At 65.0% G+C, this 22997-nt stretch carries 19 protein-coding genes and 1 pseudogene; 9 read left to right on the top strand and 11 right to left on the bottom strand.

All coding sequences use genetic code 11. The features are described from left to right. Positions 1 to 204: 204 nt before the first annotated feature. A pseudogene (locus J2R80_RS26415) lies at positions 205 to 1283 on the bottom strand (NAD(P)H-dependent flavin oxidoreductase). 151 nt (positions 1284 to 1434) lie between these two features. Further along, positions 1435 to 2571: a nitronate monooxygenase gene (locus tag J2R80_RS26410; RefSeq protein ID WP_309143774.1), complete on the bottom strand. Its 1137-nt coding sequence runs from the start codon at positions 2569 to 2571 to the stop codon at positions 1435 to 1437. Between J2R80_RS26410 and J2R80_RS26405 the strand changes: the two genes are divergently transcribed. The 3 genes from J2R80_RS26405 to J2R80_RS26395 all read left to right on the top strand — a co-directional run bounded on the left by J2R80_RS26405 (position 2540) and on the right by J2R80_RS26395 (position 4918). Beyond that, complete coding sequence (locus tag J2R80_RS26405) at positions 2540 to 3430, top strand: LysR family transcriptional regulator (RefSeq protein ID WP_028333815.1); 891 nt, start codon at positions 2540 to 2542, stop codon at positions 3428 to 3430. The two genes, J2R80_RS26410 and J2R80_RS26405, sit on opposite strands and share 32 nt — an antisense overlap. Positions 3431 to 3506: 76 nt before the next feature. Beyond that, a complete protein-coding gene (gene ruvX, locus J2R80_RS26400; protein WP_028341005.1) occupies positions 3507 to 3989 on the top strand; it encodes a Holliday junction resolvase RuvX in 483 nt (160 codons plus the stop codon). Positions 3990 to 3991: 2 nt separating this feature from the next. Next, positions 3992 to 4918: an AEC family transporter gene (locus J2R80_RS26395; RefSeq protein WP_253639727.1), complete on the top strand. Its 927-nt coding sequence runs from the start codon at positions 3992 to 3994 to the stop codon at positions 4916 to 4918. Positions 4919 to 4962: 44 nt separating this feature from the next. Here J2R80_RS26395 and J2R80_RS26390 read toward each other — a convergent pair whose 3' ends face one another. The 5 genes from J2R80_RS26390 to J2R80_RS26370 all read right to left on the bottom strand — a co-directional run bounded on the left by J2R80_RS26390 (position 4963) and on the right by J2R80_RS26370 (position 11222). After that, positions 4963 to 6081: a GNAT family N-acetyltransferase gene (locus J2R80_RS26390; RefSeq protein WP_253639726.1), complete on the bottom strand. Its 1119-nt coding sequence runs from the start codon at positions 6079 to 6081 to the stop codon at positions 4963 to 4965. Positions 6082 to 6433: 352 nt separating this feature from the next. After that, positions 6434 to 7645: an ABC transporter substrate-binding protein gene (locus tag J2R80_RS26385; protein WP_253639725.1), complete on the bottom strand. Its 1212-nt coding sequence runs from the start codon at positions 7643 to 7645 to the stop codon at positions 6434 to 6436. A gap of 225 nt (positions 7646 to 7870) precedes the next feature. Next, positions 7871 to 8398, bottom strand: coding sequence for a CPBP family intramembrane glutamic endopeptidase (locus tag J2R80_RS26380; RefSeq protein ID WP_253639724.1), 528 nt, complete (start codon positions 8396 to 8398; stop codon positions 7871 to 7873). 281 nt (positions 8399 to 8679) lie between these two features. Then, positions 8680 to 9450 carry a CPBP family intramembrane glutamic endopeptidase gene (locus J2R80_RS26375; protein ID WP_253639723.1) on the bottom strand — a complete coding sequence of 257 codons (771 nt, stop codon included), beginning with the start codon at positions 9448 to 9450 and terminating at the stop codon, positions 8680 to 8682. Positions 9451 to 9578: 128 nt separating this feature from the next. Beyond that, on the bottom strand, positions 9579 to 11222 hold the full coding sequence (locus J2R80_RS26370; protein ID WP_253639722.1) for an acyl-CoA dehydrogenase family protein: 1644 nt from the start codon (positions 11220 to 11222) through the stop codon (positions 9579 to 9581). Positions 11223 to 11687: 465 nt separating this feature from the next. Between J2R80_RS26370 and J2R80_RS26365 the strand changes: the two genes are divergently transcribed. From J2R80_RS26365 to J2R80_RS26355, 3 genes are read left to right on the top strand one after another with little or no spacing between them, the layout of a single operon-like run. Then, positions 11688 to 13148 carry an HlyD family efflux transporter periplasmic adaptor subunit gene (locus tag J2R80_RS26365; protein ID WP_253639721.1) on the top strand — a complete coding sequence of 487 codons (1461 nt, stop codon included), beginning with the start codon at positions 11688 to 11690 and terminating at the stop codon, positions 13146 to 13148. Further along, positions 13145 to 14368 (top strand): hypothetical protein, encoded by a 1224-nt coding sequence (locus J2R80_RS26360; protein ID WP_233475702.1) that lies wholly within the window; start codon positions 13145 to 13147, stop codon positions 14366 to 14368. The genes J2R80_RS26365 and J2R80_RS26360 overlap by 4 nt, the downstream gene beginning before the upstream one ends. Next, on the top strand, positions 14368 to 16344 hold the full coding sequence (locus J2R80_RS26355) for a glycosyltransferase family 2 protein (protein WP_253639720.1): 1977 nt from the start codon (positions 14368 to 14370) through the stop codon (positions 16342 to 16344). Before J2R80_RS26360 ends, J2R80_RS26355 begins: the two co-directional genes overlap by 1 nt. 28 nt (positions 16345 to 16372) lie before the next feature. On the opposite strand, the gene J2R80_RS26350 is transcribed toward J2R80_RS26355, so the two are convergent. From J2R80_RS26350 to J2R80_RS26340, 3 genes are all read right to left on the bottom strand, one after another. Then, positions 16373 to 16825 (bottom strand): hypothetical protein, encoded by a 453-nt coding sequence (locus J2R80_RS26350; RefSeq protein WP_253639719.1) that lies wholly within the window; start codon positions 16823 to 16825, stop codon positions 16373 to 16375. A gap of 32 nt (positions 16826 to 16857) precedes the next feature. Then, positions 16858 to 17262 (bottom strand): hypothetical protein, encoded by a 405-nt coding sequence (locus J2R80_RS26345; RefSeq protein ID WP_253639718.1) that lies wholly within the window; start codon positions 17260 to 17262, stop codon positions 16858 to 16860. 227 nt (positions 17263 to 17489) lie between these two features. Continuing rightward, entirely contained in the window at positions 17490 to 18224 is a 735-nt protein-coding gene (locus tag J2R80_RS26340) for a M15 family metallopeptidase (RefSeq protein ID WP_253639717.1), read from the bottom strand. Positions 18225 to 18492: 268 nt separating this feature from the next. Between J2R80_RS26340 and J2R80_RS26335 the strand changes: the two genes are divergently transcribed. From J2R80_RS26335 to plsY, 3 genes are all read left to right on the top strand, one after another. Beyond that, the gene (locus tag J2R80_RS26335) at positions 18493 to 19446 is read left to right on the top strand and encodes an aspartate carbamoyltransferase catalytic subunit (RefSeq protein ID WP_026192854.1); all 954 of its coding nucleotides are present in this window, start codon (positions 18493 to 18495) and stop codon (positions 19444 to 19446) included. A gap of 5 nt (positions 19447 to 19451) precedes the next feature. After that, complete coding sequence (locus tag J2R80_RS26330; protein WP_141341912.1) at positions 19452 to 20753, top strand: dihydroorotase; 1302 nt, start codon at positions 19452 to 19454, stop codon at positions 20751 to 20753. Positions 20754 to 20977: 224 nt separating this feature from the next. Continuing rightward, complete coding sequence (gene plsY / locus J2R80_RS26325; RefSeq protein ID WP_253639716.1) at positions 20978 to 21574, top strand: glycerol-3-phosphate 1-O-acyltransferase PlsY; 597 nt, start codon at positions 20978 to 20980, stop codon at positions 21572 to 21574. 124 nt (positions 21575 to 21698) lie between these two features. On the opposite strand, the gene J2R80_RS26320 is transcribed toward plsY, so the two are convergent. Continuing rightward, positions 21699 to 22937: an amidase gene (locus tag J2R80_RS26320; RefSeq protein WP_253639715.1), complete on the bottom strand. Its 1239-nt coding sequence runs from the start codon at positions 22935 to 22937 to the stop codon at positions 21699 to 21701. Positions 22938 to 22997 lie beyond the last annotated feature (60 nt).

The following is a 22997-nucleotide window of genomic DNA, read 5'->3' as shown; positions in this document are numbered from 1 at the left end:
GAAACCAGTTCGCGGCCACCGCGACGTCGTCCCGAAACATTCACGGCGCCTACTCCACCAAACAGAAAAGTTCGGAGCGCGTCATGTCAATGCTCAACGGCAGCCCCCGCCCGGAGGGCTGGGACCCCGCCCTCTGGTCGATCGGCACGGCGCTGGGGGTCGCGATCCTCTACGTGGCCTGCCTGGTCTGAACGAGGCCGCGCGTCAGGCCTGAGACAGAGCCGCCATCCGCGCCAGCGCGGCGCCGGCGAGCGCGCGGGTCAATTCGGCCGCCGGCATTTCCTTGCCCATCCGCACCGCCTGCCCGGCCCACAGATTGGTGAAATCGACCTTGCCCTGTTTTTCGGCAGCCGCCTTCAGCGGTCCGAGGGCGGTTGCTGCGTGCGGGAACGCCGGCGCGTCGGCGAGATCGGCCCGACCTCGCGCATCACGCGGTTGGCGACGCCGCGCGCCGGGCGTCCGGTCATCACATTGGTGATGACGGTCGATTCGTCGCTCGCTTGCGCCAGCGCGACACGGCCCTGCGGGGTTACCTTGGATTCCGGGCAGCGCAGATAGGCCGAGCCGATCTGAACGGCCGCGGCGCCGAGCGCGAATGCCGCCGCGATCCCGCGCCCGTCAGCGATACCGCCGGCCGCGACCACCGGCACCTTCACCGCATCGACCACCTGCGGCAACAGCGAGAACGTCCCGGGCTGCTCGGAAATATTCTCGGTCAGGAACATGGCGCGATGGCCGCCGGCGTCGGCGCCCTGCGCGATGACGACATCGGCGCCGTTCTCTTCCAGCCAGATCGCCTCCTTCACCGTGGTCGCCGACGACATCACGATCGCACCGGCCGCCTTCACCCGCTGCAACAGCTTCGGCTCCGGCAGGCCGAAATGGAAGCTGACCACCTCGGGCTTCAGCTCCTCGACCACAGCGCAAAACGCCGCGTCGAACGGCGCGCGGTTCGCCGCGTTGATCGGCGCATCCGGATCGAGGCCGAGCTCGTGATAGTAAGGCGCGAGCAGCTGCCGCCATGTCGCTTCATGCGCGCGATCGGTCTCGACCGGCGTGTGGCAGAAGAAGTTCATGTTGACGGGCGCCGAAATGCGCTGACGGATGATATTGACCTGCTCGCGTGTCTTCTCGGCCGATAGCATCGCGCATGGCAATGAGCCGAGTGCGCCACCCTCTGCGGCTGCGATGACAAGCTCCGCATCCATCACGCCCGCCATCGGCGCCAGTACGATCGGGAATTCGGTTTTGAAGAGATCAGTTAGACGTCGATCAGGCCACATTCTTCTTGCTCTTGAACTGGTTGTTGTTGGTTTTGAACCCTCTCCGCAAAAAGGAGAGGGTCGGTTCGATAAGAAAGCCAGCGAGCGGAACTATCACCGATCGCTACGGATTCAAGTCTCTTATGCGATGCGCGTTCCGATTCACGCCTTTTCAGGCAGGAGCCGGCGCCTGCGCAGGGTTGAGCACGGAGTTGCGACGTCCACGCAGAATCTGTTCGGCCTCCAACGTGATCCTGTCGACAATCTCGGCCGCCGGCGGAACGTCGTGGATCAGCCCAACCGCTTCGCCCGCGATGACGGCGGCGACGTCGAAATCGCCGCGCGCCTTGGCCTCCGCATAGTCGGCGGCAACCTTCTTCACATTCTGGAGCAATTCGACCTCACGTCCCGTCCAGCGCTGGACATGATCGTTGACGAGACAGCGCCCGTTGAACGGAGCCGGCCAGACATTGTTGCGTGACAGATCGAAGACGATGCCACGCACCGTCTCACCGCTCTTGGCGGCACAGACCCGCCGCTTCGCTTCGTCAGCGATCTCGGCTTCCTGGCTCGCGTAGAATCGTGTGCCGAGCAGCACACCGGAGGCGCCGAGCATCAGCATGGCGGCAAGACCGCGGCCGTCCGCGATGCCGCCGGCGGCAACCACCGGGACACGCCCCGCGGCGAGATCAACGATCGCCGGCACGACATCAAGAGTGGTTCGCGACGCGCCATGACCGCCGGCCTCGGTCCCCTGCGCGACGAGGACGTCGGCGCCGGCATCCAGTGCGTCCTGCGCCATCTCTTCGTCCTGCACCTGGCAAATGAGGCGCGCACCGGCTTGCTTGATCCGCGGTCCGAACGGCTTCGGATCACCGAACGACAGCATGATCGCGCGCGGTTGTGCTGCAAGCGCGACGTCCAACACCTCCGGCTGCTTCGCCATGCTCCAGGTGATGAAGCCGATGCCGAACGGGGTCGTCGATTTCCGGAGCTTCGCCGTCTCCTGCTCGAGCCAAGGCCGGTCGCCATAGCCCCCGCCGAGAATGCCAAGGCCGCCGGCGGCGCTGACCGCAGTCACGAGCCTCGCGCCCGCGACCACATCCATCGGTGCGAGCAAGATCGGTTGCCGGATTCCCAAAAGCGCAGTCAGCGGCGTGTCGATCGACATGGCGTCCCTCCGGGGTTTGTGGACAACCAGACTAGGTCGGGCTAACATTCTGTGAAAATGAATACTAGAGAACGCTACCATCTCTAAATCAGAACGGTGATCCCAGATGGAATTGACCGACCTGCTCACCTTTTCCACGGTCGCGCGGCTTGGCGGCATCACCCGGGCCGCCGACGAGCTGAACACGGTGCAGTCGAACGTCACTCAGCGCATCAAGGCGCTGGAGGCCGAGATCGGCACCGCGCTGTTCGAGCGCCACAGCCGCGGCATGTCGCTGACCGGCGCCGGCCGCCGCCTGTTGCCCTATGCGCAGCGCATGGCGGCGCTGTCGCGCGAAGCCGTGCTCGCCGCGCGCGACGATGGCGAGCCGAAGGGTCCGCTGTCGATCGGCTCGATGGAAACCACCGCCGCGGTGCGGCTGCCGACGCTACTCGCCGAGTTTCATCGCCGCTATCCGGCGGTGCGCCTGACCTTGCGCACCGCGCCGACCGCCGACCTCGTTGCCGCCGTGCTCGACGGCTCGCTCGACGGCGCCTTTGTTGCCGGCCCGATCGAGCATGCCGAACTGTCAGCAACATCAGCCTTCACCGAGGAACTGGTGTTGGTCACCGCGCAGCGCTGGAAATCGCTGGCCGCCTTGCGCGCCGGCACGCCGGAGTCGGGCCCGACCGCGCTGGTGTTCCGCACCGGCTGCACTTACCGGCAGCGTCTCGAACAGGTGTTTACCGAGTTCGGCTGGCCGTCGGCCGTCCGGTTCGAGTTCGGCACGCTCGACGGCATGGTCGGCTGCGTCGCCGCCGACATGGGCGTCACCCTGCTGCCGCGCGCCGTCGTCGAGCGCGACCATGTCCAGCGCGACATCAACATCCACAAGCTCAATCCGCAGCATGCGCATGTCGAGACGCTGTTCATCCAGCGCCGCACCGCGCATCAGTACAGCGCGTTGCAGGGGTTGGCCGCGTGCCTCGGTGGCGACGAGCGGGTGATCGCCGCCTGACCGGCTTTTTCGCATGGACGCCACGGCAGTGCCGGGCTTTGCCTCGGCGCGCGGGCGCGTGCTAAGCGCTAGCGCCATGCCCGCCCCCATCCTTCCCCTGATCGAAGCTGCGCCGCACTGGCCCGAGCGCGGCGCGCTTGTCGGCCTCGACCTCGGCACCAAGACCATCGGGGTTGCCGCCTCCGATCCGGACCGGCGGCTGGCGACCGGCGTCGAGACCATCCAGCGCAAGCAGTTCAAGGTCGACGCGGCACGGCTGCTCGCGATCGCCGCCGAACGCAACGCCGTCGGTTTCGTGCTCGGGCTGCCGATCAACATGGACGGCAGCGAAGGCCCGCGCGCGCAATCGACCCGGGCGTTTGCCCGCAACCTCGCCGGCCTCACCGCGCTTGCGATCGGGCTGTGGGACGAGCGGCTCTCGACCGCGGCGGTCGAGCGCGAGCTGATCGGGATGGACGTCAGCCGCGCCCGGCGCGCCGAGGTGATCGACGAGCACGCCGCGATCTTCATCCTGCAGGGTGCGCTGGACCGGCTCGCGAAGCTGCGCGGGGAGCGCTGATCATGGCCGTGGTGATCGCGGCGCTGCTGCCGGTGTTCCTCTTGATCGTGCTCGGCTTCGTCCTCAAGCGCACGCTGATGCCGCTCGATACGCAATGGCACGGGCTGGAGCGGCTGACCTATTACGTGCTGTTCCCGGTGCTCCTGGTGCAGACCCTGGTGAAGGCCGACCTGACCACGGTGCCGGTCGCGGGCGTCGGCGGCGCGCTGCTGCTCGCGGCGCTGGTGATGTCGCTGTTCTGCCTCGCGCTGCGCGGCCCGCTGGCGCGCGCTGGCGTCGACGGCCCCGCCTTCACCTCGATCTTCCAGGGCGCGACCCGTTGGCAGACCTATGTCGCGCTTTCGGTGTCGCGCAATCTCTATGGCAGCACAGGCCTTGCCCTGGCTTCGGTCGCGATGGTCGCGATCATCCCGCTGGTCAATGTGTTCAGCGTCGCCGTGCTGGCGAAATATGCCTCGTCCGAGAAGCGTTCGACCGGCGCCATCGTGATGACTGTCGTGCAGAACCCGCTGATCTGGGCCTGCGTCATCGGGCTCGTCATCAATGTCGCGCACATCCCGCTGCCACAGATCTGGTATGACGTCGCCGACGCGCTCGGCGGCTCGTCGCTGGCGATCGGCCTGCTCGTCACCGGGGCCGGGCTGCATCTGGAAGGCATCTTCCGGCCCAGCCTCGCTGCCAGCGCGGCATTGGTCCTGAAACTCGTGCTGATGCCGGCGCTGACCGTCGCGCTCGCGGTGTGGTTCGGCGTCACCGGGTCCAACCTCGCCATCGTCGCGGCCTGCGCCGCGGTGCCGACCTCGCCGTCAGCCTATGTGCTGGCGCGCCAGATGGGCGGCGACGCGCCGCTGCTCGCCCAGATCATCACGCTGCAGACAATTCTGGCCGCGATCACGATGCCGATCGTGATTGCCGCGGTGGGGCTTTAGAAGGCGTACCCGATCGGCCTTGAATATCGCCGCGCAATCGGCCGCTACCAGACTTCGCGATAGTTCGCGAATTTGCGCAAGGTCTTGTCATAGCGGGCCGGTACGATCCAGGGCAACAGGAGCCTGAAGATCGCGTTCGGAAGCGGGGAGCGAAGCCGCACATAGAGGTCGAGCGGATCGAGGTCATGCCGCATCCGGAATTTCGGTTCGTAGGTGAGACCCGTGCTTCGGAGCCACCTGTAACCGTTGGCGATCGCCCAATTCATCATGTCGCGAATGGTGTAGTAATAAAGATGAAGGTCGAGTGCGACAGCATAGTCGAGTCCGACATACTCCCAGAACAGACTGTCGCCTTCGACCATGCAAAGGCTGAAGGCGATCACCTTCCCGCCACGGCGCCAGATGAAGAAGCGGACCTTGTCCTTCATGTCACTGCCGAGCCGGCGGAGATAGTCGGCTGTCAGTTTCTCGAAACGGAATTTCGAGCGATCGAAGACCTGCAGGTAGAGCGGATAGATCTCGTCGACGGCATCCCTTGCGTCGTCGGTGACGGTAAGAGCTATGGTTTCACCGTCGGTTGCCTTGAATTTCTTGCGGAGCTGCCAGCGTGCCGATCGCGGCAGCGCATTTTGCATGTAGGCATCGAAGTCGTCGTGCTCGATATTGAGGGCCGTCATCGGCATGCTCGGCGCACGGGCGAAGCCGCGCCGGACAAAGCAATCCAGCACCGGCCGGTAGCGCGCAGGAAATTCCTTCAGGACGATGAGTTGCGTCCCGCACGATCGGGCGAGCGTGACGATTTCGCCGCAAAGAATCTCGGCGATCTTGCCGGACGGCACCGTGCTTGATCCGGCAAGATGCCCTTCACCGGCGAAGCATCCGACCATCAGGGTTCGCATCTTGAGAAACCCGGGAACGAAGCCTCGGATGCGCGCCAGCAGCGGCTGCCATTGCGCTCCAAGTCCTTCGAGAACGTCCTGGTCGAGAAGAAAAAACGGCTGGACGGCATGGAGACAGCCTGCCCGGTCGATGATCGCGAAGTACCGGTACTCGACACGCTCACGGAGCGTATCCTCCAGTATCTCGTAGTAGCGGTGATCCTTGCGCAGGTCGGCGAAACTGGCCTCCCAAGCGGGACAACCGGCGATTTCGTCGCGCGTCACGATCTTTACGCGAAACGGCGCTGTAGCAGCCGCCCCGTCCGCTACGCTTGTTGTATCAGCCAGACTGACTGCGTCTGACGCCAACGCAATGCTCCGGGTGATGAAAAGTCTTTCAATACAGTATCAATGTACCTGATTTGGCCGCGGCCTCCTGTGCCATTCGCGCAACAAGTCATTACTTTCGAAGTTGCGTCTCTTTCGAGGCCCCGTCGGCGCCGCGCGGCGCGCGCCCTCCCGCAATAGACCGGCCCGCCGGTCCCAGCGACGTAGCACCACAACTCGCCCTTGCGCTTCAGCAAGAGCGAAGGCCCGCAACAATTGCGCGCGGCTCGTAGGCTTATGTTGATCGCCGCTATTTCCCGGTCGAACCGGCGAACGCCGTATCGAGCACATCCCCGATCGGCTGCCAGCTACGGCCATCGAACTGAAGCAACCGCAATTGCTCGACCGGTCGGAACTGAGCGGTGTTGATCTTGATGCCGGGGAGCAAGGCGGACGCCTGATAATCCCTGAGCGCCGCAGCCTGCTTCATGACGTTCTCGCGCGACAGGTCGTTGCCGCATTGCCTGAGCACCTCGACCATCGTTTCGGCGGCGGCATAGCCGTAGACTGCGGCCGCGTCATCCTTGCCGCCGGCTTTGGTGTACTTGTCCAGGAAGCTGTACCAGGCGCCCTGCTCCGCTCTCCAGGCCGGATCGCTCGCATCCTTCAGGAACGCGGCGGTGATGACGCCGGTCGCATTCTCCGTGCCGGCCCGCTTGAGCACCGTCTCGATCGATGACGCCATCTGGTTCACGACGAACACCGGCCGCCAGCCGTGGTCGGCCGCCGCGCGGATCACCTTGGCGGCATTTTCCGGTACTCCGGCAAACACGAAGACCTCGGCGCCAGATTGCTTCAGGATCGAGACGTGGCCGTCCAGGTGCTGATCGTCGACATCGTAGGCGATGTCGACCCTGATGTTGTGGGCGACGTCGCCCAGCCCTTGCACCAGTCCCTTGAACAATTCGCGCCCGAACTGGTCATTCTCCCAAAGCGCCACGATTTTCTTGCCGGGATAGAAAGCCTGGATGTAGTTCGCGTAGATGCGTCCCTCCTCGCGATACGAAGGCTGCCAGCCCATGGTCCACGGATAGGAGGCCGGCTCACTGAGCTCGTGATCGCCGGAAGCAACGAAAAGCTGGGGGATCTTGCGTTCGTTGAGATACTTCCGCACCGCGAGATTCCCCGGCGTGCCGAACGAACCGAACATCAAGAGCACATTGTCGGTCTCGACCAGAATTCGCGTGAGATCCATGGCGTTGGAGGGATCCGACAGATCGTCATAGGACATGAAGCGGATCTTGCGGCCATTGATGCCGCCGCGTTCGTTGATCATCTCGAAATAGGCGGCTTCCGCCTTGCCGATCTGGCCGAAAATCTCCAGCGCGCCGCTATACGGCATGACATTGCCGATCCGGATTTCGGTGTCGGTAACGCCCTGGTCGCGCACGTGCTGCGTGATGGCGCCGAGAGAGGCCAGCGCGACGACGCCGGCCAGGATTGCTCGGATCAAGATAGCCATGAGAAGAGCTCGCACGACGGCAGCCGCCGCTGCCTGGTTTCAGTCCGGCCCGCGCTCATTCATTGATCCAGATCATAGCACTCGGACGGGATGCTGGCATCCCCTTCGTCACCCCTTCGTCAACCTTCCGATGGGCGGCGATGCGCCACTGCTTGTTCCGGATCATCGCGCTGCAGACGGCTCCGGCGGCCATCACGTTGCCGATCGTGTCGTCGCGATGGGGCGTTAAGCGTAAGGGCCTATCATGAAGCAGCTGACTATGTTCAAGGCCGAGTGAACGATCACAGTCAGCCAGGTCGAATTACTGCGCCAACGAAAGTAGCCCAGAGCGAGGCCGAAAATGAATAGACAAAAACGATAGGACCAATCGTACTGCGTGTGGTTGAGAGCCCAAACCAGTGATGTCAAGACGATGGCACCGACTGTTCCGAGGAAGGACTGCGACCATCCTCGAAACAAAAAGCCGCGGAAGACAAACTCCTCCATGATCGGCGCGGCCAAGCAGCAGCCGATCAGGAGGGTGAGCAAGCCAACCCGCCCGTGCACGTTCAGATTGGGAGCGGCCCAACTCGTGTCTGCTCCTACGAAAGCTAGAAAACAGCTCTCCACAATCAGCAGAACTGCCGCGATGGCCAATGCGAGAAAAAGCTCTCTTGAACTGGGCCAATTGAGCGCAAGGTACTCGGAAAAGCCCCGATCGAGCTTGCGGACGGCGACCCAAAGCACCGCAACAGCGGCTGGACTTCCGAGCACCAGACCTGCACCTGCCAGCGTCCCTCGAGCCCGACCTGAGCAATCGGGATTGTCCCATACTGCGCGTGCATAAGGACAAGAACACCAAGCCCTCCCGTCAGAAGAAACGCGCCGTAGGCGAGAAGGCCAACAAGCGTCGTCTCCAGGAAATCCCATACCCGCGGCGATTTCGCCGAAGCCGGGACCGGCGCGTTGGCATTCTCGAAGTTCGACATATGGGATTCTTCTGCAACAACGTTGCAGCGAAGGTGGGCCTAGCTTCAACCTAGCATAGGGAACTCTCAGCCAGCCAGCCACCAGGTCTGGATCGTCGCCGCAAAATTGTTCAGCCCGTGCAGCAGGATGGTCAGCCAGGTCGAGCCGGTGCGGAAGCGCAAATAGCCGAACAGGAGGCCGATCGTCAGCACCTGGCAGAGGAAGAACCAGTCGTACTGCAGGTGCATCACCGTCCAGACGATCGACGACAGCAGGATCGCGCCATAGGGTCCGAGCGCGGATTCCGACCAGCCGCGGTAGAGCCAGCCGCGTGCGAACAGTTCCTCCCAGAGCGGCGCGGCCACGGCGAAGGCGATCACCAGGAGCCACAGTGCACTGTGCTCCTGCGCCGATTTCAGCACGTCGCCCATGAAGCCCGGCGATACCTCGCGGCCGGCGGCGCGGGACACCATGTCCCAGGCTCCGACCAGCACGACGAGCGCGACGATGCCGATGATCACGTTCTTCCACGACGTCCCGCGCAGCCCGAGGTAATCGGCGAACGGGATCCGGGTCCGGCGGATCGCGAACCACAGCACCAGCAGCACCATCGGCAGGCCGGCGAGGACCGAGAGCGAGATCGTCAGGCCGTCGGCGACCACATGAGTGATGCCGGCCGTCGACACCTCGCCGCCCTGCGCGACGATGCGCCAGACGATGACCGTGACCTGGCCGACGAACATCGCGGCGAAGATCAACAGGCCCCACAGCGCGGTGCCCCAGAATTTCCAGACCCGCGGGGGGAGCGGCGGCGGTTCGATCGCGGCAGTCGCGGCTTGCGGCGTGAGAGAATCCATCAGCGAACCTCGGCTCTATCAATTCGTCATGGCCGGGCTTGTCCCGGCCATCCACGTCTTTCCTTGCCCTGTCGAAGCAAAGACGTGGATGCCCGGCACAAGGCCGGGCATGACGGTGGTCAATGTGGTCATGGCAGCGCCCGCGCCAGCAGCGCGCGCTGATTGGCATCGGATAAGTCCACCGCGCCGTACATGCCGGCGTGGCGTTCGGCAAGCCGTGTCACCGCGAACAGTTCGGCGTTTTTCGGCGAGACCTGGTTGAGCGCCGCGGTTGCCGCCAGGAGCGCCAGCTGTTCGACCGCAAGCCGCGCGACGCGCTCGCTGTCCGGCCGCCGGAACGACTGCCCGATCGAGGCAACAGCCTCGGCGGCGCCGGGCAGGCCCCTGGTCTCCTCGGCGAGCGCGCGCAGCACCGCGAGCGCGGCATCGGCCTCGCGGCCGAGCGCGCGCAGCACGTCGAGGCACATCACGTTGCCGGACCCCTCCCAGATCGCGTTGACCGGCGCCTCCCGGTAATGGCGCGCCAAAATGCCTTCCTCGACATAGCCATTGCCGCCGAGGCACTCCATCGCCTCATAGAGGAAGCCGGGCGCGCTCTTGCAGGTCCAGTATTTGATCGCCGGCGTCAGCAGCCGCATATAGGCGGCCTCGCCCGCATCGGCCGGCGCGCGATCGAAGGCACGGCAGAGCCTCATCACCAGCGCGATCGACGCCTCGACATGCAGCGCCATGTCCGACAGCACTGCCTGCATCAGCGGCTGGTCGGCGAGATGCTTCTGGAACACGCTGCGGTGCCGCGCGTGATGGAGCGCATGCGCCAGCCCCGAGCGCATCAGCCCGGCGGATGCGATCGCGCAATCCTGCCGCGTCAGCTGCACCATCTGGATGATGGTGCGGATGCCCTTGCCCTCCTCGCCGATCAGCTCGGCATAAGCGCCGCGGAATTCGACCTCCGACGAGGCATTGGAGCGGTTGCCGAGCTTGTCCTTCAGGCGCTGGAAGTGGATCGCGTTGACCGTGCCGTCGGACGCAAAGCGCGGCATGAAGAAGCAGCTCAGCCCATTCATGGTCTGCGCCAGCACCAGGAAGGCGTCGCACATCGGCGCCGACATGAACCATTTGTGCCCGGTGATGCGCCAGGCCCCGCCGTCGTGCTCGGCGCGCGTCATGTTGGCGCGCACATCCGTGCCGCCCTGCTTTTCCGTCATGCCCATGCCGAGGGTCATGCCGCGCTTGGTCCACCACGGCGCAAAGGTGGGATCGTAGGCGCGCGTTCCGATCACCGGCATCGTCTTCGCCAGAATGTCCAGCTGCGAGGCCAGCGCCGCGACCGAGGCGCGCGTCATCGTGATCGGGCAGAGATGGCCGGTCTCGACCTGGGAAGCGATGTAGAACTTTGCCGCACGCACCACCTCGGCCGCTCCGCCGGCCGGCTTGCCGTCGGCGCTCCAGGTCGAGTTGTGCACGCCGGCATGCGCGGAGTGCGCCATCAGCTCGTGATAGGCCGGGTGAAACTCGACCTCGTCGCGGCGATTGCCCCTGGCATCGAACAGCCGCAGCTTCGGCGTGTTCTCGTTGGCGATGCGGCCGCGCTCCGCCATGGCAGCGGATCCCCAATGCTTGCCGAAATCGGACAGCTCAGCCGTTGCCCCCGCCCCGCCATTGGCAGCGACCGCCGCGGCGAGCGGCGCATCCACCGTGAACAGGTCGACATTTTCGAACGGCGGCGATTGGTTGAAGACGTCGTGGGTGGCAAACGGAGCCTGCGTCATGGTCTCCTCGGCAACTGGTCTGCACGCATGCGGCCTGGACAACCGGCCTCTTCCGGCCGGGATCACGGGCCAGCCGCGGCGCAATGGAATCGGAGGATCATAAGCCCGTGAGCCGGTGCCGGGCAGCGAAAAATGCGCATTCGGCCGCGTGCTGGTGAATCGGGGGTTATCGGGGTCCGCGCAGCCGATGTCCGCTCCGATCGCGGGGCGATATCGCAGCAGGGCCCATCGCCCCTTGGGCTGTCCGCTATCATCAGCCGCCGCCGTACGGCCGGAACCGGCGATCCGGGCTGCCGTTCACCCGTTCCTCCGTGCGTCCGCCGCTCCTGCTGCAGGTTTTCCGCTCGGTTTCTGCAGCAACCAAATGCACTCTGCGTTGTTGCAGTCCTAGCCATGCGCAGGGAAAAACAGGCAACCAATCACCAAGACGCGCTCTTTTAGGCCCTCCCAACCGAGAGAGAACTGATGATTGATAGATCTGAAACGCGCGGTACTGTGCGGAAACATCCCGGAATACTGAGAATATCCGCCATCGGCGTCGCCGGATTGCTCTCTGTCCTGATGCTCACCGCGGTGACGCCGCCGATCGTTGCGGATCAATCCGATCGTGCCGTGGTCAACGCCCCCGTTACGCTTTTGACCGCGCCGATCAGCGGCGAAGTCGGCCTGTTGACGGTGCTTCCGGGCCGGGACGTCCGCGATGGCGAAACGCTGGCGCGGATCAGCAATCCAAGGATCGATCGCGGGACGCTGATCGCGTTGCAGGAAAAGGCGTCCGACGCACGGCAGAAGCTCGATGCGACGCGCGCAAAGCACGAATCGGACTTCAACTATGTTTCGTCCCTCGATGGCGAGATTGCTGACCAGACCAGCCAGCTCAAGGGTCAGTTACAGTCGCGGATCGAGGAGCTTCGCGCCCGTGTTGCTCAATCCAACGCCGCGAGCGGTGAAAAGAAGGCCCTGGTCGACCGCCAGACCAATATGGTGACACGCAATGCCGCGAGTAACGACATGCTCCGGCCGACAACTCAGCAATATGCCGCGACCATACATGGTGCGGACGCAGAGGCCGCCAAGCTGAATCAGAAGATGGCACAGCTCAACGCCCTGAGCAGGGGTATCTATGTCGGCGAGGAACTGGTTGCTCTCAACAATCTGGCCCAGAAGCGCAGGGACATCGATCTCGACGCCACGCGGATGAAAATCGAGCAAAAGCAGCAAGCCGCAGTGCTTGCCGATCTCGAGCACCTGATCGACGCCGAAACGCGCAGGCTGGCGACGCTGGCGGATGCCGATGTCGTCGCGCGCGGCCAGGGCAAGGTCTCGAGCGTCGGCGCCGCGATGGGGCGGCATGTCAGCGCCGGTGATACTATCAGCTCCGTCATCGACTGCGACAAGCGCTTTGTCGTCGCCATCTTTTCCTACCGGCAGGGCCAGAGCATGATGCCCGGCACCCGCGTTCGCATCGACGGGAGTTCGTTGCGGTCCGGCGTCGTCACTGCGGTCGTACCGAAGACCAGCGACAAAGCCGATGAGCGCTTTGCCGTTCCGTTCCCGCAAACCGAGCGGCGCGAACTCTACGCCATCATCACGCCGGACCAGGCAGGCGACGGCGGACCGGTGCAGCAAACGGGGACCGCCGACGCGTCCGCCTGTCCGGTCGGCCAATGGGTGACGGTGACGCGCGAGAATGGTGTGGTCCCCTCGATGTCGGTCACTTGGCACCGGCTCGGCCACTACGTTGCGTCGTGGATCGGCGGCGACGCAGGCACCGCCGATACCGCGCAGAAGACGCCGCCGGATGCGGATGCCCGGCGCGCCGGTATCGCTCGTCTGCATGACGCTTTCCATGCCTCGGAGCCGCCGCAGCCGAAGGCCGACGACAACGAACCACCACCCGGAACTCGTGCCCTCGTATCGCAATGAAATCGGCCATCGCGATGATGCTGTGCGCGGCGATCGTGGGCGCGCCGGCGGCAGGCCACACGGCGCAAACCGCAAGCACGTTCTGCGCCGGGCTGAAAAAGGCGGTCGCGCCGCACAGCAGCGCGGCCGACGCGGTCTTCGTCCGCAGCTATGAGCCCGGCGAGGATGAAGCGGCCCTTCCCGCGGGTCTCGCCACGACGGCGTTCGTCTACGACAATGCGCTCGCCGTCATTGCGCTTGTTGCCTGCGGCAACGTGTCGGATGCAAGGCCAATCAGCAACGCGCTCAGCCGCGCCGCAGGCAACGACCGGAGCTTCGATGACGGCCGTGTGCGCAATGCCTATCGTGCCGGCGCGGTGAACCAGCCTATTCCCGATCTACCGGGCTGGTGGGACGGACATGCCAGGGTCTGGGCGGAGGATCCGGCGCAGGACGGCACCTCGACCGGAAACGTCGCCTGGGCTGCCTTGGCACTGCTGACGCTGCATCAGGCAACCCACGATCCTCGATATCTCGCCGACGCGGAGCGCCTGGTCGATTGGATGATCGGCGCAACCGCTTCCGAAAATGGCTTTTACGGCGGCTTTCACGGCTACGATCCGAAGCAGGTCAGGCTCACCTGGATGTCGACCGAGCACAACGCCGACGTTCACGCCGCCGCTCGCTGGCTGTTCCGCCTGACTGGCGAACGGAAATACGACAGCGCGGCAGGACAGGCGCGGCGGCTGCTCGATCGCGCCTTTCGCGGCGATCACTTCCTGCTTGGGACGAAGCCTGACGGCAGCCTCGCGGACGAGGGCCTGCTCGCGCTCGACGCGCAGCTTTGGCCGTGGATGGCGATGCCTGAATCGCCCGCAGCATGGAAGAGCGCGCTCGGCTTCGCAAAAGCGCGGCTCGGGGTCGACGGCGGTTTCGATTTCAACGGCGATCGCGACGGCCTCTGGGTGGAGGGCACCGCGCAGGCGGCCTTGGCCTACCGGATCAGCGGCGACCTACACGAGAGCGATCGACTGCTGGCAGACCTGAAGGCGGACCAGACGTCGTCCGGCCTGCTCAATGCGTCACGGCCGGCGCGGCTGACGACGGGATTATCGATCGATCCGACCAGCGGCGGCGATCCCGACTTTTTCTACTACCGCCGCCCGCATCTCGGCGCGACGGCGTGGGCCGCGCTGGCCGAAACCGGCTGGAATCCGTTCACCGGCAAAAGGATACGCTAATGTTCCCATCCGCCGCGGATATCGTGTCAGTCCTGACCATCGACGTCGGCATTTTGCTCGGGCTTCTGGTCATGGCTCGGCTGTTGGAGCCGTCGCATGCCAGCCACCGTACGCTGTTCGGGACGACCACGGCGGCCCTTCTCGTCATGTATGCGCTGTGGCGATGGAGCGATACGCTGCCGCCGTTCGAGTTATCGGCGCAAAGTCTTTGGCCGCGGCTCTTCATTGCGTTCGAGTTGCTCGCGATCCTCTACACGCTGATCTCGATCGTCATCCTGTTCCGCAGCACCGACCGCACCGCGCAGGCCGACGCCGCCCAGCAGCTTTTGGCCGCGGACAATCGCGATCCCGCCGTCGACGTCTTCATCTGCACCTATGACGAGCCGTTCGAAATCCTCCAGCGCTCGATCCTGGGCGCGCTGGCGCTCGACTATGCCAATGTGACGGTGTGGGTTCTCGATGACACGCGACGCGACTGGCTGCGGGACTATTGCGAGCGGGTCGGCGCACGCCATCTGACACGGCCTGACAACAGGGGTGCCAAGGCCGGCAACCTCAACAACGGGTTGGCCGCGGCTGGCCGTGCGACCGCCGCGCCGGTCATTCTGGTGCTCGATGCGGATTTCGCGCCGCGGCGTGACTTCTTGAAACGCACGGTCGGCCTGCTGCTGTCCGATCCGGAGGTTGCGATCGTGCAGACCCCGCAGTTTTACTACAACGCCGATCCGATCCAGCATAATCTCCTGGCTGAGAAGAGCTGGGTCGACGATCAACGCTTCTTCTTCGACGTCTTTCAACCCGCCAAGGATGCGTGGGGCTGCGCGTTCTGCGTCGGCACCTCCTTCGTTGTTCGCCGCGACCGGCTCGACGAGATCGGCGGCTTTCCCGAACAGGCGATCTCGGAGGATATCAACCTCACTTACACCATGCTGGCGCGCGGCTATCGCACGGTCTGGCTGAACGAGCCGCTCAGTTTCGGACTTTCGGCCGAAGGCATCCCGGAATATGTCACTCAGCGCGCTCGCTGGTGCCTTGGCACCATACAGGTTGCCCTGCTGCGCAACGGACCGCTGTTCGGCCGCGGCTTCAGCTTCACCGAGCGCTGGCACTATGTGCACGGCGTGCTGAACTGGCTCTCCAAACCCTTCATGGTGCTGCTATTGATCGCACCGACGATCTATTGGTTCGGCGGGCTGCCCGCGTTCGAAGCCGATTATCATTCCTTCCTGCGCTATGGCATGCCGGCGCTGCTCGGACAGATTATCTACATGAGCTGGATATCGCGCGCGCGGACGCTGCCCTTGTTCATGGAGGCCACCCACGCCGTCACCTGCTTTGCGGTGACCGCAACGCTGCTCAGCGCCATCGTCAAGCCGTTCGGACGTCCCTTCAAGATCACCGACAAGGGAGGTGATCGATCGGCGCCGCGCATCCACTGGAAACTCGCCGCCATTTTCGGATTGATCGCGGCAAGCTCCGCCGCAAGCATCGTGTGGGCGTACGTCTCCCCGTACGGCGCCAGCGAGATTTCCTCGCTCGATTTCTTCAACATGCTGTGGGCGGCGATCGCGATGCTGATCGCCTTCATCGCGTTCCTGGTCTGCTTCGAGCTGCCTCGCTCCGGTCACATGTTCGAGACGGACGAACTGGTCTGGCTCTTCGGCGAAGGAAAAATCCTGTCGTGCCGCCTGCTCGCGATATCACCGGACTCGGTGCGGCTCTCGGGTCGGTCGGGCGAGGCGCTTGAGCTTGCCGGCTGGCGCTACAGAATTCACCTGGAGGAGCTGGGGTGGACCGACATTTCCATGGTCTCGCGATCCCGCCAAACCGTGCTGGCGCGGCTTGAGCCGAGCGCCGAACAGTATCAGCGTCTGGTGGTGTGGCTGTTCAGCGCGTCGCACGGCAACATCGCCGCCGTCGCCAGTCTTCGCGGTGTGCTGGGCGGATTGCTGCGCCGCGGGTTTATCGGCGCGTAGGACCAGCCTGCGCCCAAGCTCATCGCGTTCAGATGCTGCCATGCTTGGGCGCATGGCGGCCGAGCCAGCGGTCGACCCGGTCATTGACGCGGGTCCGGTTCGCCTCCTTCCTGGAAGCCTGGACAGGAAAAATGTCGCCGCTGCTCAATTGCCGGTTATCGGGATAGGCCGCCAACTGCAGGTTGGACTCATGCGCGGCGCCGTCCACCGGCGAGATGTAGGCAAACCGGATCTCGATCTTGTGCTTGATGTCGGCGCCCTGCCATTTCGGATGATGGCGTGCCAGCAGCTCGGTAAGCTCGCACGGCAACAGATCGGAGGTCGAGCTCCGCGACCCCTCGGTCTTCTCCATGTAGCATTGTTCCTTGACGCTGCTGACGCGCGCGTCGATCGGCCGGAAGTTCAGCCGCTTGTCGAGCTCGCTATAGACATAGAAGCTCGCGACGGCGACAGCGATCATAGCGTAGAGGCCAAGGCGCATGGTTGTGCTTCCGTCCTGTCGAACCGCGTCGGTCAGATCGAACGCGTCTTGTCCGCCTTGGTCTTGGAGGCGAGGACAGGAAACACGTCCCCGGCGCGCAGCGGCTTGCCATTGGGGAAATAGAACATCTGCAGGCTCGACTGGTGGGTGGCCCCGTCGACCGGCGAGACATAGACGACCTTCACCTCGATCTTGTGCTTCACGTCATAGCCCTGCCACTTGGGATGCTCCTTGCGCAGCAGCTCGGCAATCTCGAAGCGGGTCAGATCGGAGGTCGATGTCGTCTTGGTGATGACCCCGCGCTCGACCTTTTCCAGATAGCATTGCTCGCTGACGCCGCTGATGCGGGCATCGACGCGCTGATAATTCGCGCTCTTGTCGTGTCGATCATAGATCAAGACGCCGACGACAACAATTGCAATGGCTGCGAAACGCATGCTGCATGCTCCCGTGTTGCCGGCACTTCATACGGCCACAATTAAGGAGTGTTGAAAGGTCGCTCAGCTACTTTTGCAATGGCAAGCGTCGTCTTGCGAAAATACTTCGGATTTGAGGAAAATCCTGCCCTAGAGTTTCGGCTCTGATTGAAACAGAATCGAAGCTCCAGTCTCTTGTTCTGAGGCGTTTTCTTCACGCGAACCGGCGTCCACTTCTCGAAAACGCGCTACCGCGCCCGGACGATCGGGAAGTCGTAGGCCGGCCGGCCTGCCCCCGGCAGCGAAAAGTGCCACCATTCCTTGGCATAGTTCGCGAACCCCTGCCGGGCCATCGCCGCGACCAGCATGGCGCGCCAGCGCCTCTGCGCAGGCGTGATCGAGCCCGTCGCGGTGTGGGCCTTCAGGTCGGAACAATCGTAACCGGTGCCCATGTCGACGCTGCCCTCCGGAGCGCGCGTGGCGGCCGGCGCGGTGCAGTCGGCATAGTCCCTGGCCGGATCGAACTTGCGCGAATTGTCGGCGCCAAGATCGACCAGCGTGAGATCGACCGCGGCCCCGGTCGAATGGCCCGAATGGGTGGCGATGTAGCCGAGGCGGAACAGGTCCGTCTTCGAAAAGGCCGGGTTGTAGCGCCGCTCGGCGGCGGTCTCGGTGCCGTTCTTCGACCACGCCACCATGTCGGCGACAGCGCGGGCCGGCCGGTAGCAATCGAACATCTTCAGCGACAGTCTTTGCCGGGCCAGTTCCTGTTGCACGGCCTTGAGCCTGAGCCCGACCTCCCGCTTCACCACGCATTCCGCCGCGCCATAGCCCGCGATCGGCCGCCCCATGAAATTGTTCGCGCCGGCGTAGCGGATGTCCTGGATGATGGTCGGATCGATGTCGCGAAGGAACGCGAAGTCGCCGGGCAAGTTCTGAGCGAAGGCAGGCGAGATCGCCCCCGGGATCCATGCGATGGCCATCCATGCGATCACGACAATTTTCACGAGGTCTCGCTCCGGCGTCACGGCCGGGTATAGCCCGTCAGGAGGACGGCGTCGCTGCCGCTCCGCCTGTGCCCCGCCATCCACGTCTTGTTCCGGAAACCCCCGCAAAAGCAAGGCGCGGATGTCCCGCGGCGAGCCCCGGCAGGACCGCCGGGAAGGCGGCGATATCTTACTCGGGGAAAACTCCCGCGAGCCCTCTTCGCGCTTGCCCCACCGGCCATCCGCGCCTATAGCTCTCGCTTTAATGACCCCATCATTGAAATCGACTTTTGTCCTCGGTCACCGGCATCTGCTGGGCATCGAGGGCCTTTCCGCTGACGACATCACGGGCCTGCTCGACCTCTCCGAGGAGTATGTCGAGCTCAACCGCCAGGTCGACAAGAAGCGCGCCAGCCTGCGCGGCCGTACCCAGGTCAATCTGTTCTTCGAGGCCTCGACCCGGACCCAGTCCTCGTTCGAGATCGCCGGAAAACGCCTGGGCGCCGACGTCATGAACATGTCGGTGTCATCGATGTCGACCCGCAAGGGCGAGACCTTGATGGACACCGCGGTGACACTGAACGCGATGCACCCGGACATTCTCGTGGTACGCCACCACGCCTCCGGCGCGGTCGAGCTTCTTGCGCGCAAGGTTGACGGTTCCGTGATCAACGCCGGCGACGGCAGCCACGAGCACCCGACCCAGGCGCTGCTCGACGCCCTGACGATCCGCCGCAACAAGGGCCGGCTCGAGGGGCTGACGATCGCGATCTGCGGCGACGTGCTGCATTCGCGCGTGGCGCGCTCCAACATCTTCCTGCTCAACACCATGGGCGCGCGCGTCCGCGTGGTGGCCCCCTCCACGCTGCTGCCGCCCGGCATCGAGCGGATGGGCGTCGAGGTCGCGCGCGACATGCGCGAGGGGCTGAACGGCGCCGACATCGTGATGATGCTGCGGCTGCAGCGTGAGCGCATGAACGGCTCCTTCGTGCCGTCGTCGGGCGAGTATTTCCACTATTTCGGCCTCGACCAGAAGAAGCTCGGCTATGCCAAGCCGGATGCGCTGGTGATGCATCCCGGTCCGATGAACCGCGGTGTCGAGATCGACACCTTCGTCGCCGACGGCGCGCAGTCGCTGATCCGTGAACAAGTTGAAATGGGTGTGGCAGTGCGCATGGCGGTGCTGGAAGCGCTCGCCCGCAACCTGCCGAACGCGTGAGACCGATGCTGACCGACCGCCGCCCCATCCTGCTCGCCAACGCCCGCGTCATCGATCCGTCGCGCGATTTCGACGGTCCGGGCGATGTCCTGATTGCCGACGGCGTGATCCGTGACGCCAAGCGCGGCATCGGCGCCGCCGGCGTCCCCGAAGGCACCGACATCGTCAATTGCGCCGGCAAGATCGTGGCCCCCGGCCTGATCGACATGCGCGCCTTTGTCGGCGAGCCCGGCGCCAGCCACCGCGAGACTTTCGCCTCCGCCAGCCAGGCCGCCGCGGCCGGCGGCATCACCACCATCATCTGCCAGCCCGACACCTCGCCGGTGATCGACAATTCGGCGACCGTCGACTTCGTGCTGCGCCGGGCCCGCGACACCGCGATCGTCAACATCCATCCGATGGCGGCGCTGACCAAGGGCATGCAGGGCCAGGAGATGACCGAGATCGGCCTGCTCAAGGCCGCCGGCGCCGTCGCCTTCACCGACGGCGACCGCAGCGTCACCAACGCGCAGGTGATGCGGCGCGCGCTGACCTATGCCCGCGATTTCGACGCGCTGATCGTGCATCACACCGAGGATCCGAATCTGGTGGGCGAAGGCGTGATGAACGAGGGCGAATTCGCCACAAGGCTCGGCCTCGCCGGCATTCCCACCGCGGCCGAGTCGATCATGCTCGAACGCGACATGCGGCTCGCAGGCTTGACCGGCGGGCGCTATCACGCAGCCTCGCTGACCTCGATCGAGTCGCTGGAGATCCTCAAGCGCGCCCGCGACGCCGGCCACAATGTCTCGGCCTCGGTCTCGATCAATCACGTGACGCTGAACGAGAACGACATCGGCCCCTACCGCACCTTCCTCAAGCTGGCCCCGCCGCTGCGCACCGAGGAGGACCGCAAGGCGCTGGTCGCGGCGCTGGCCTCCGGGCTGATCGACGTCGTGATGAGCGACCACAATCCGCAGGACGTCGAGGTCAAGCGGCTGCCGTTCGCGGAAGCGGCGAGCGGCGCAGTCGGCCTGCAGACCATGCTGCCGGCGGCGCTGCGGCTGATCCACAATGGCGAGATGGACTTCAAGACGCTGATCCGGGCGATGTCGACACGGCCGGCGGAGCTGCTCGGCCTGCCCGGCGGCACGCTGCGCGCGGGCGCGCCGGCCGACGTCATCGTGATCGACGCCGACACGCCCTGGGTCCTCGACCGCGACGATCTCAAATCACTGTGCAAGAACACGCCGTTCGACGACGCCCGCTTCTCGGGCCGCGTGACGCGGACGATCGTCGGCGGACGGACCGTTTACGAGCACGTCTGAAACTGGGGTGGAACTTAGCGCGACGCGAGTTGCGACATCGCTTCCATCGTTGTGCCAACGACGATGGCCGCGACGTAAACGACAAAGAAAAACTGCTCCAGCCGCCTGCGAACAGAAGCCATGATAAGCTCCCTCATTACCAAGGCCATGGTGCGGATTTATGGTTAATATTTCATTGACGGCACTGCCCCGTTCGGGCCGGACCGCTCCAGGGAACCACTGCGATGTCTGCTGATGGGCTGCTGCCGCTCGCCTTCCTGATCGGCTACCTGCTGGGCTCGATCCCGTTCGGCATGGTGCTGACCAGGATGGCCGGCACGCAGGATCTGCGCACGGTCGGCTCGGGCAATATCGGCGCCACCAATGTGCTGCGCACCGGCCGCAAGGGCCTCGCCGCGGCGACGCTGCTCGGCGACATGTTGAAGGGCACCGTCGCCGTCATCATCGCCGGCACCATCGACGGCCCGAACGCGGCGATGCTGGCGGCGCTGGGGGCTTTCCTCGGCCACCTCTTCCCGGTCTGGCTCAAGTTTCGCGGCGGCAAGGGTGTCGCGACCTATCTCGGCGTGCTGCTCGGCCTGTTCTGGCCGGCGGCGCTGATCTTCGCCGTGATCTGGCTCGGCACCGCCTACACCACGCGCTACTCGTCGCTGTCGGCGCTGATCGCCGCGTTCGTGACGCCGCTGTTCCTGTGGTGGTTCGGCCATAACGCGCTCGCCTCGCTGTTCGCCGTGCTGACGCTGCTGCTGCTCTACATGCACCGCGAGAACATCCAGCGCCTGCAGGCCGGTACCGAGGGCAAGATCGGCGAGCGGAAGTGACGTATGTCATTCCGGGGCATCGCGCAACGATGAACCTCAGGTGCGCAATTGCGCACCGGGGAATCCAGAAGTTGTGGGGCGAGATTCCGGGTTGATGCGGCGCATCGCCCCGGAATGACCAAGCCTACCGCTTCAGCGCGTCCTCGACAAAGCTCGCGGCCGCCAGCGCTTTGGCATCATTGCCAAAACCCGCGATCACGGTCACGCCGACCGGCAATCCGCCCTCGGCGGTCAGCGTCGGCACGTTGACGCAGGGCACGCCCAACAAGGTCCAGAGCCGGTTGTAACGGGGATCGCCGGTCGACGCCAAACCCTCGGGTGCCGCGCCCGGTGCCGACAGCGTCACGAGCACGTCGACCTCGGTGAGAACAGCAGCCAGCGCCTGCCGTGCGCGCAGCGTGACGTCCATCGCCGCGTCGTATTCCGCCGGCGTGCCACCCTTGCTCTCGTCGAGCCGGCCGCGCAGCAGCGGCGGCATCGCATCGTAGTTCTGGCCGTATTCCCAGGCGAACGACTGATGCGCCTCGAACTCCTGCACCACCGGATGGATCCGCCACGCCTCCGCGACGACCTCGGGCATCGCGAGTTCGCGCACGGTCGCACCGGCCTGCTCCGCCGCACGCGCGGCCTTCTGCAACGCCTCCGCGCCGGAAGGTTCAGGCGCGCCGGCGAAGGCCTGCGTGACAACGCCGATGCGCGGCGCGGAAACCTTCGACGGCACCACCAGCTCGGGCCGCTTCGTCATCGCAGCGAGCCCCAGCGCGACGTCGCGCACGCCGGCGCCGAACAGCCCGACGGTATCGAGCGTCCAGGAGAAGCATTTCACGCCGACGGTCGGCAGCAGCCGGTAGCTCGGCTTGATCGCGGCGACGCCGCAGAACGAGGCCGGCCGGATCACCGAGCCGCCGGTCTGCGTGCCGAGCGCCAGCGGGATCATCCCGGCGGCGACCGCGGCGGCCGAGCCCGACGACGAGCCGCCCGGCGTGTGCGCGTGATTGTGCGGATTGAGCGTTGCGGTCGGATCGTTCGCCGCGAATGCCGTCGTCGTGGTCTTGCCGATGATGGTGGCGCCGGCCTGCTTCAGCGCCATCACGACCGGAGCGTCGGCGCGCGGCCGATGCCCGCGATAGATCGCGGCGCCCATCTCGGTCGGGAGGTCAGCGGTATCGATGATGTCCTTGATGCCGACTGCAATTCCACGCAGCGGCCCGGCCTGTTGCCCACGCGCCGTCTCGTCGAGGCGGACGAAGGCGCCGATAGTCTTGTCCTGCGCCGCGATCGCGTCTCGCGTCTGCGTGATGGCGACATCGGTGGACAATTCGCCGGAGGCGATGCGGCGTTGGAGATCGGCAAGCGAAATCATCGGCGGACTTCCTGTTTCTTGACGGTTTTTGGCGGCTTCTTGCCAAGCGCTTTTAGCGCG

The organism is Bradyrhizobium sp. USDA 4541, from assembly GCF_024171085.1.
Lineage (GTDB): Bacteria > Pseudomonadota > Alphaproteobacteria > Rhizobiales > Xanthobacteraceae > Bradyrhizobium > Bradyrhizobium australafricanum.
Note: the sequence above shows the minus strand (reverse complement) of the source record. Positions and strands in the feature narration are given on the sequence as shown.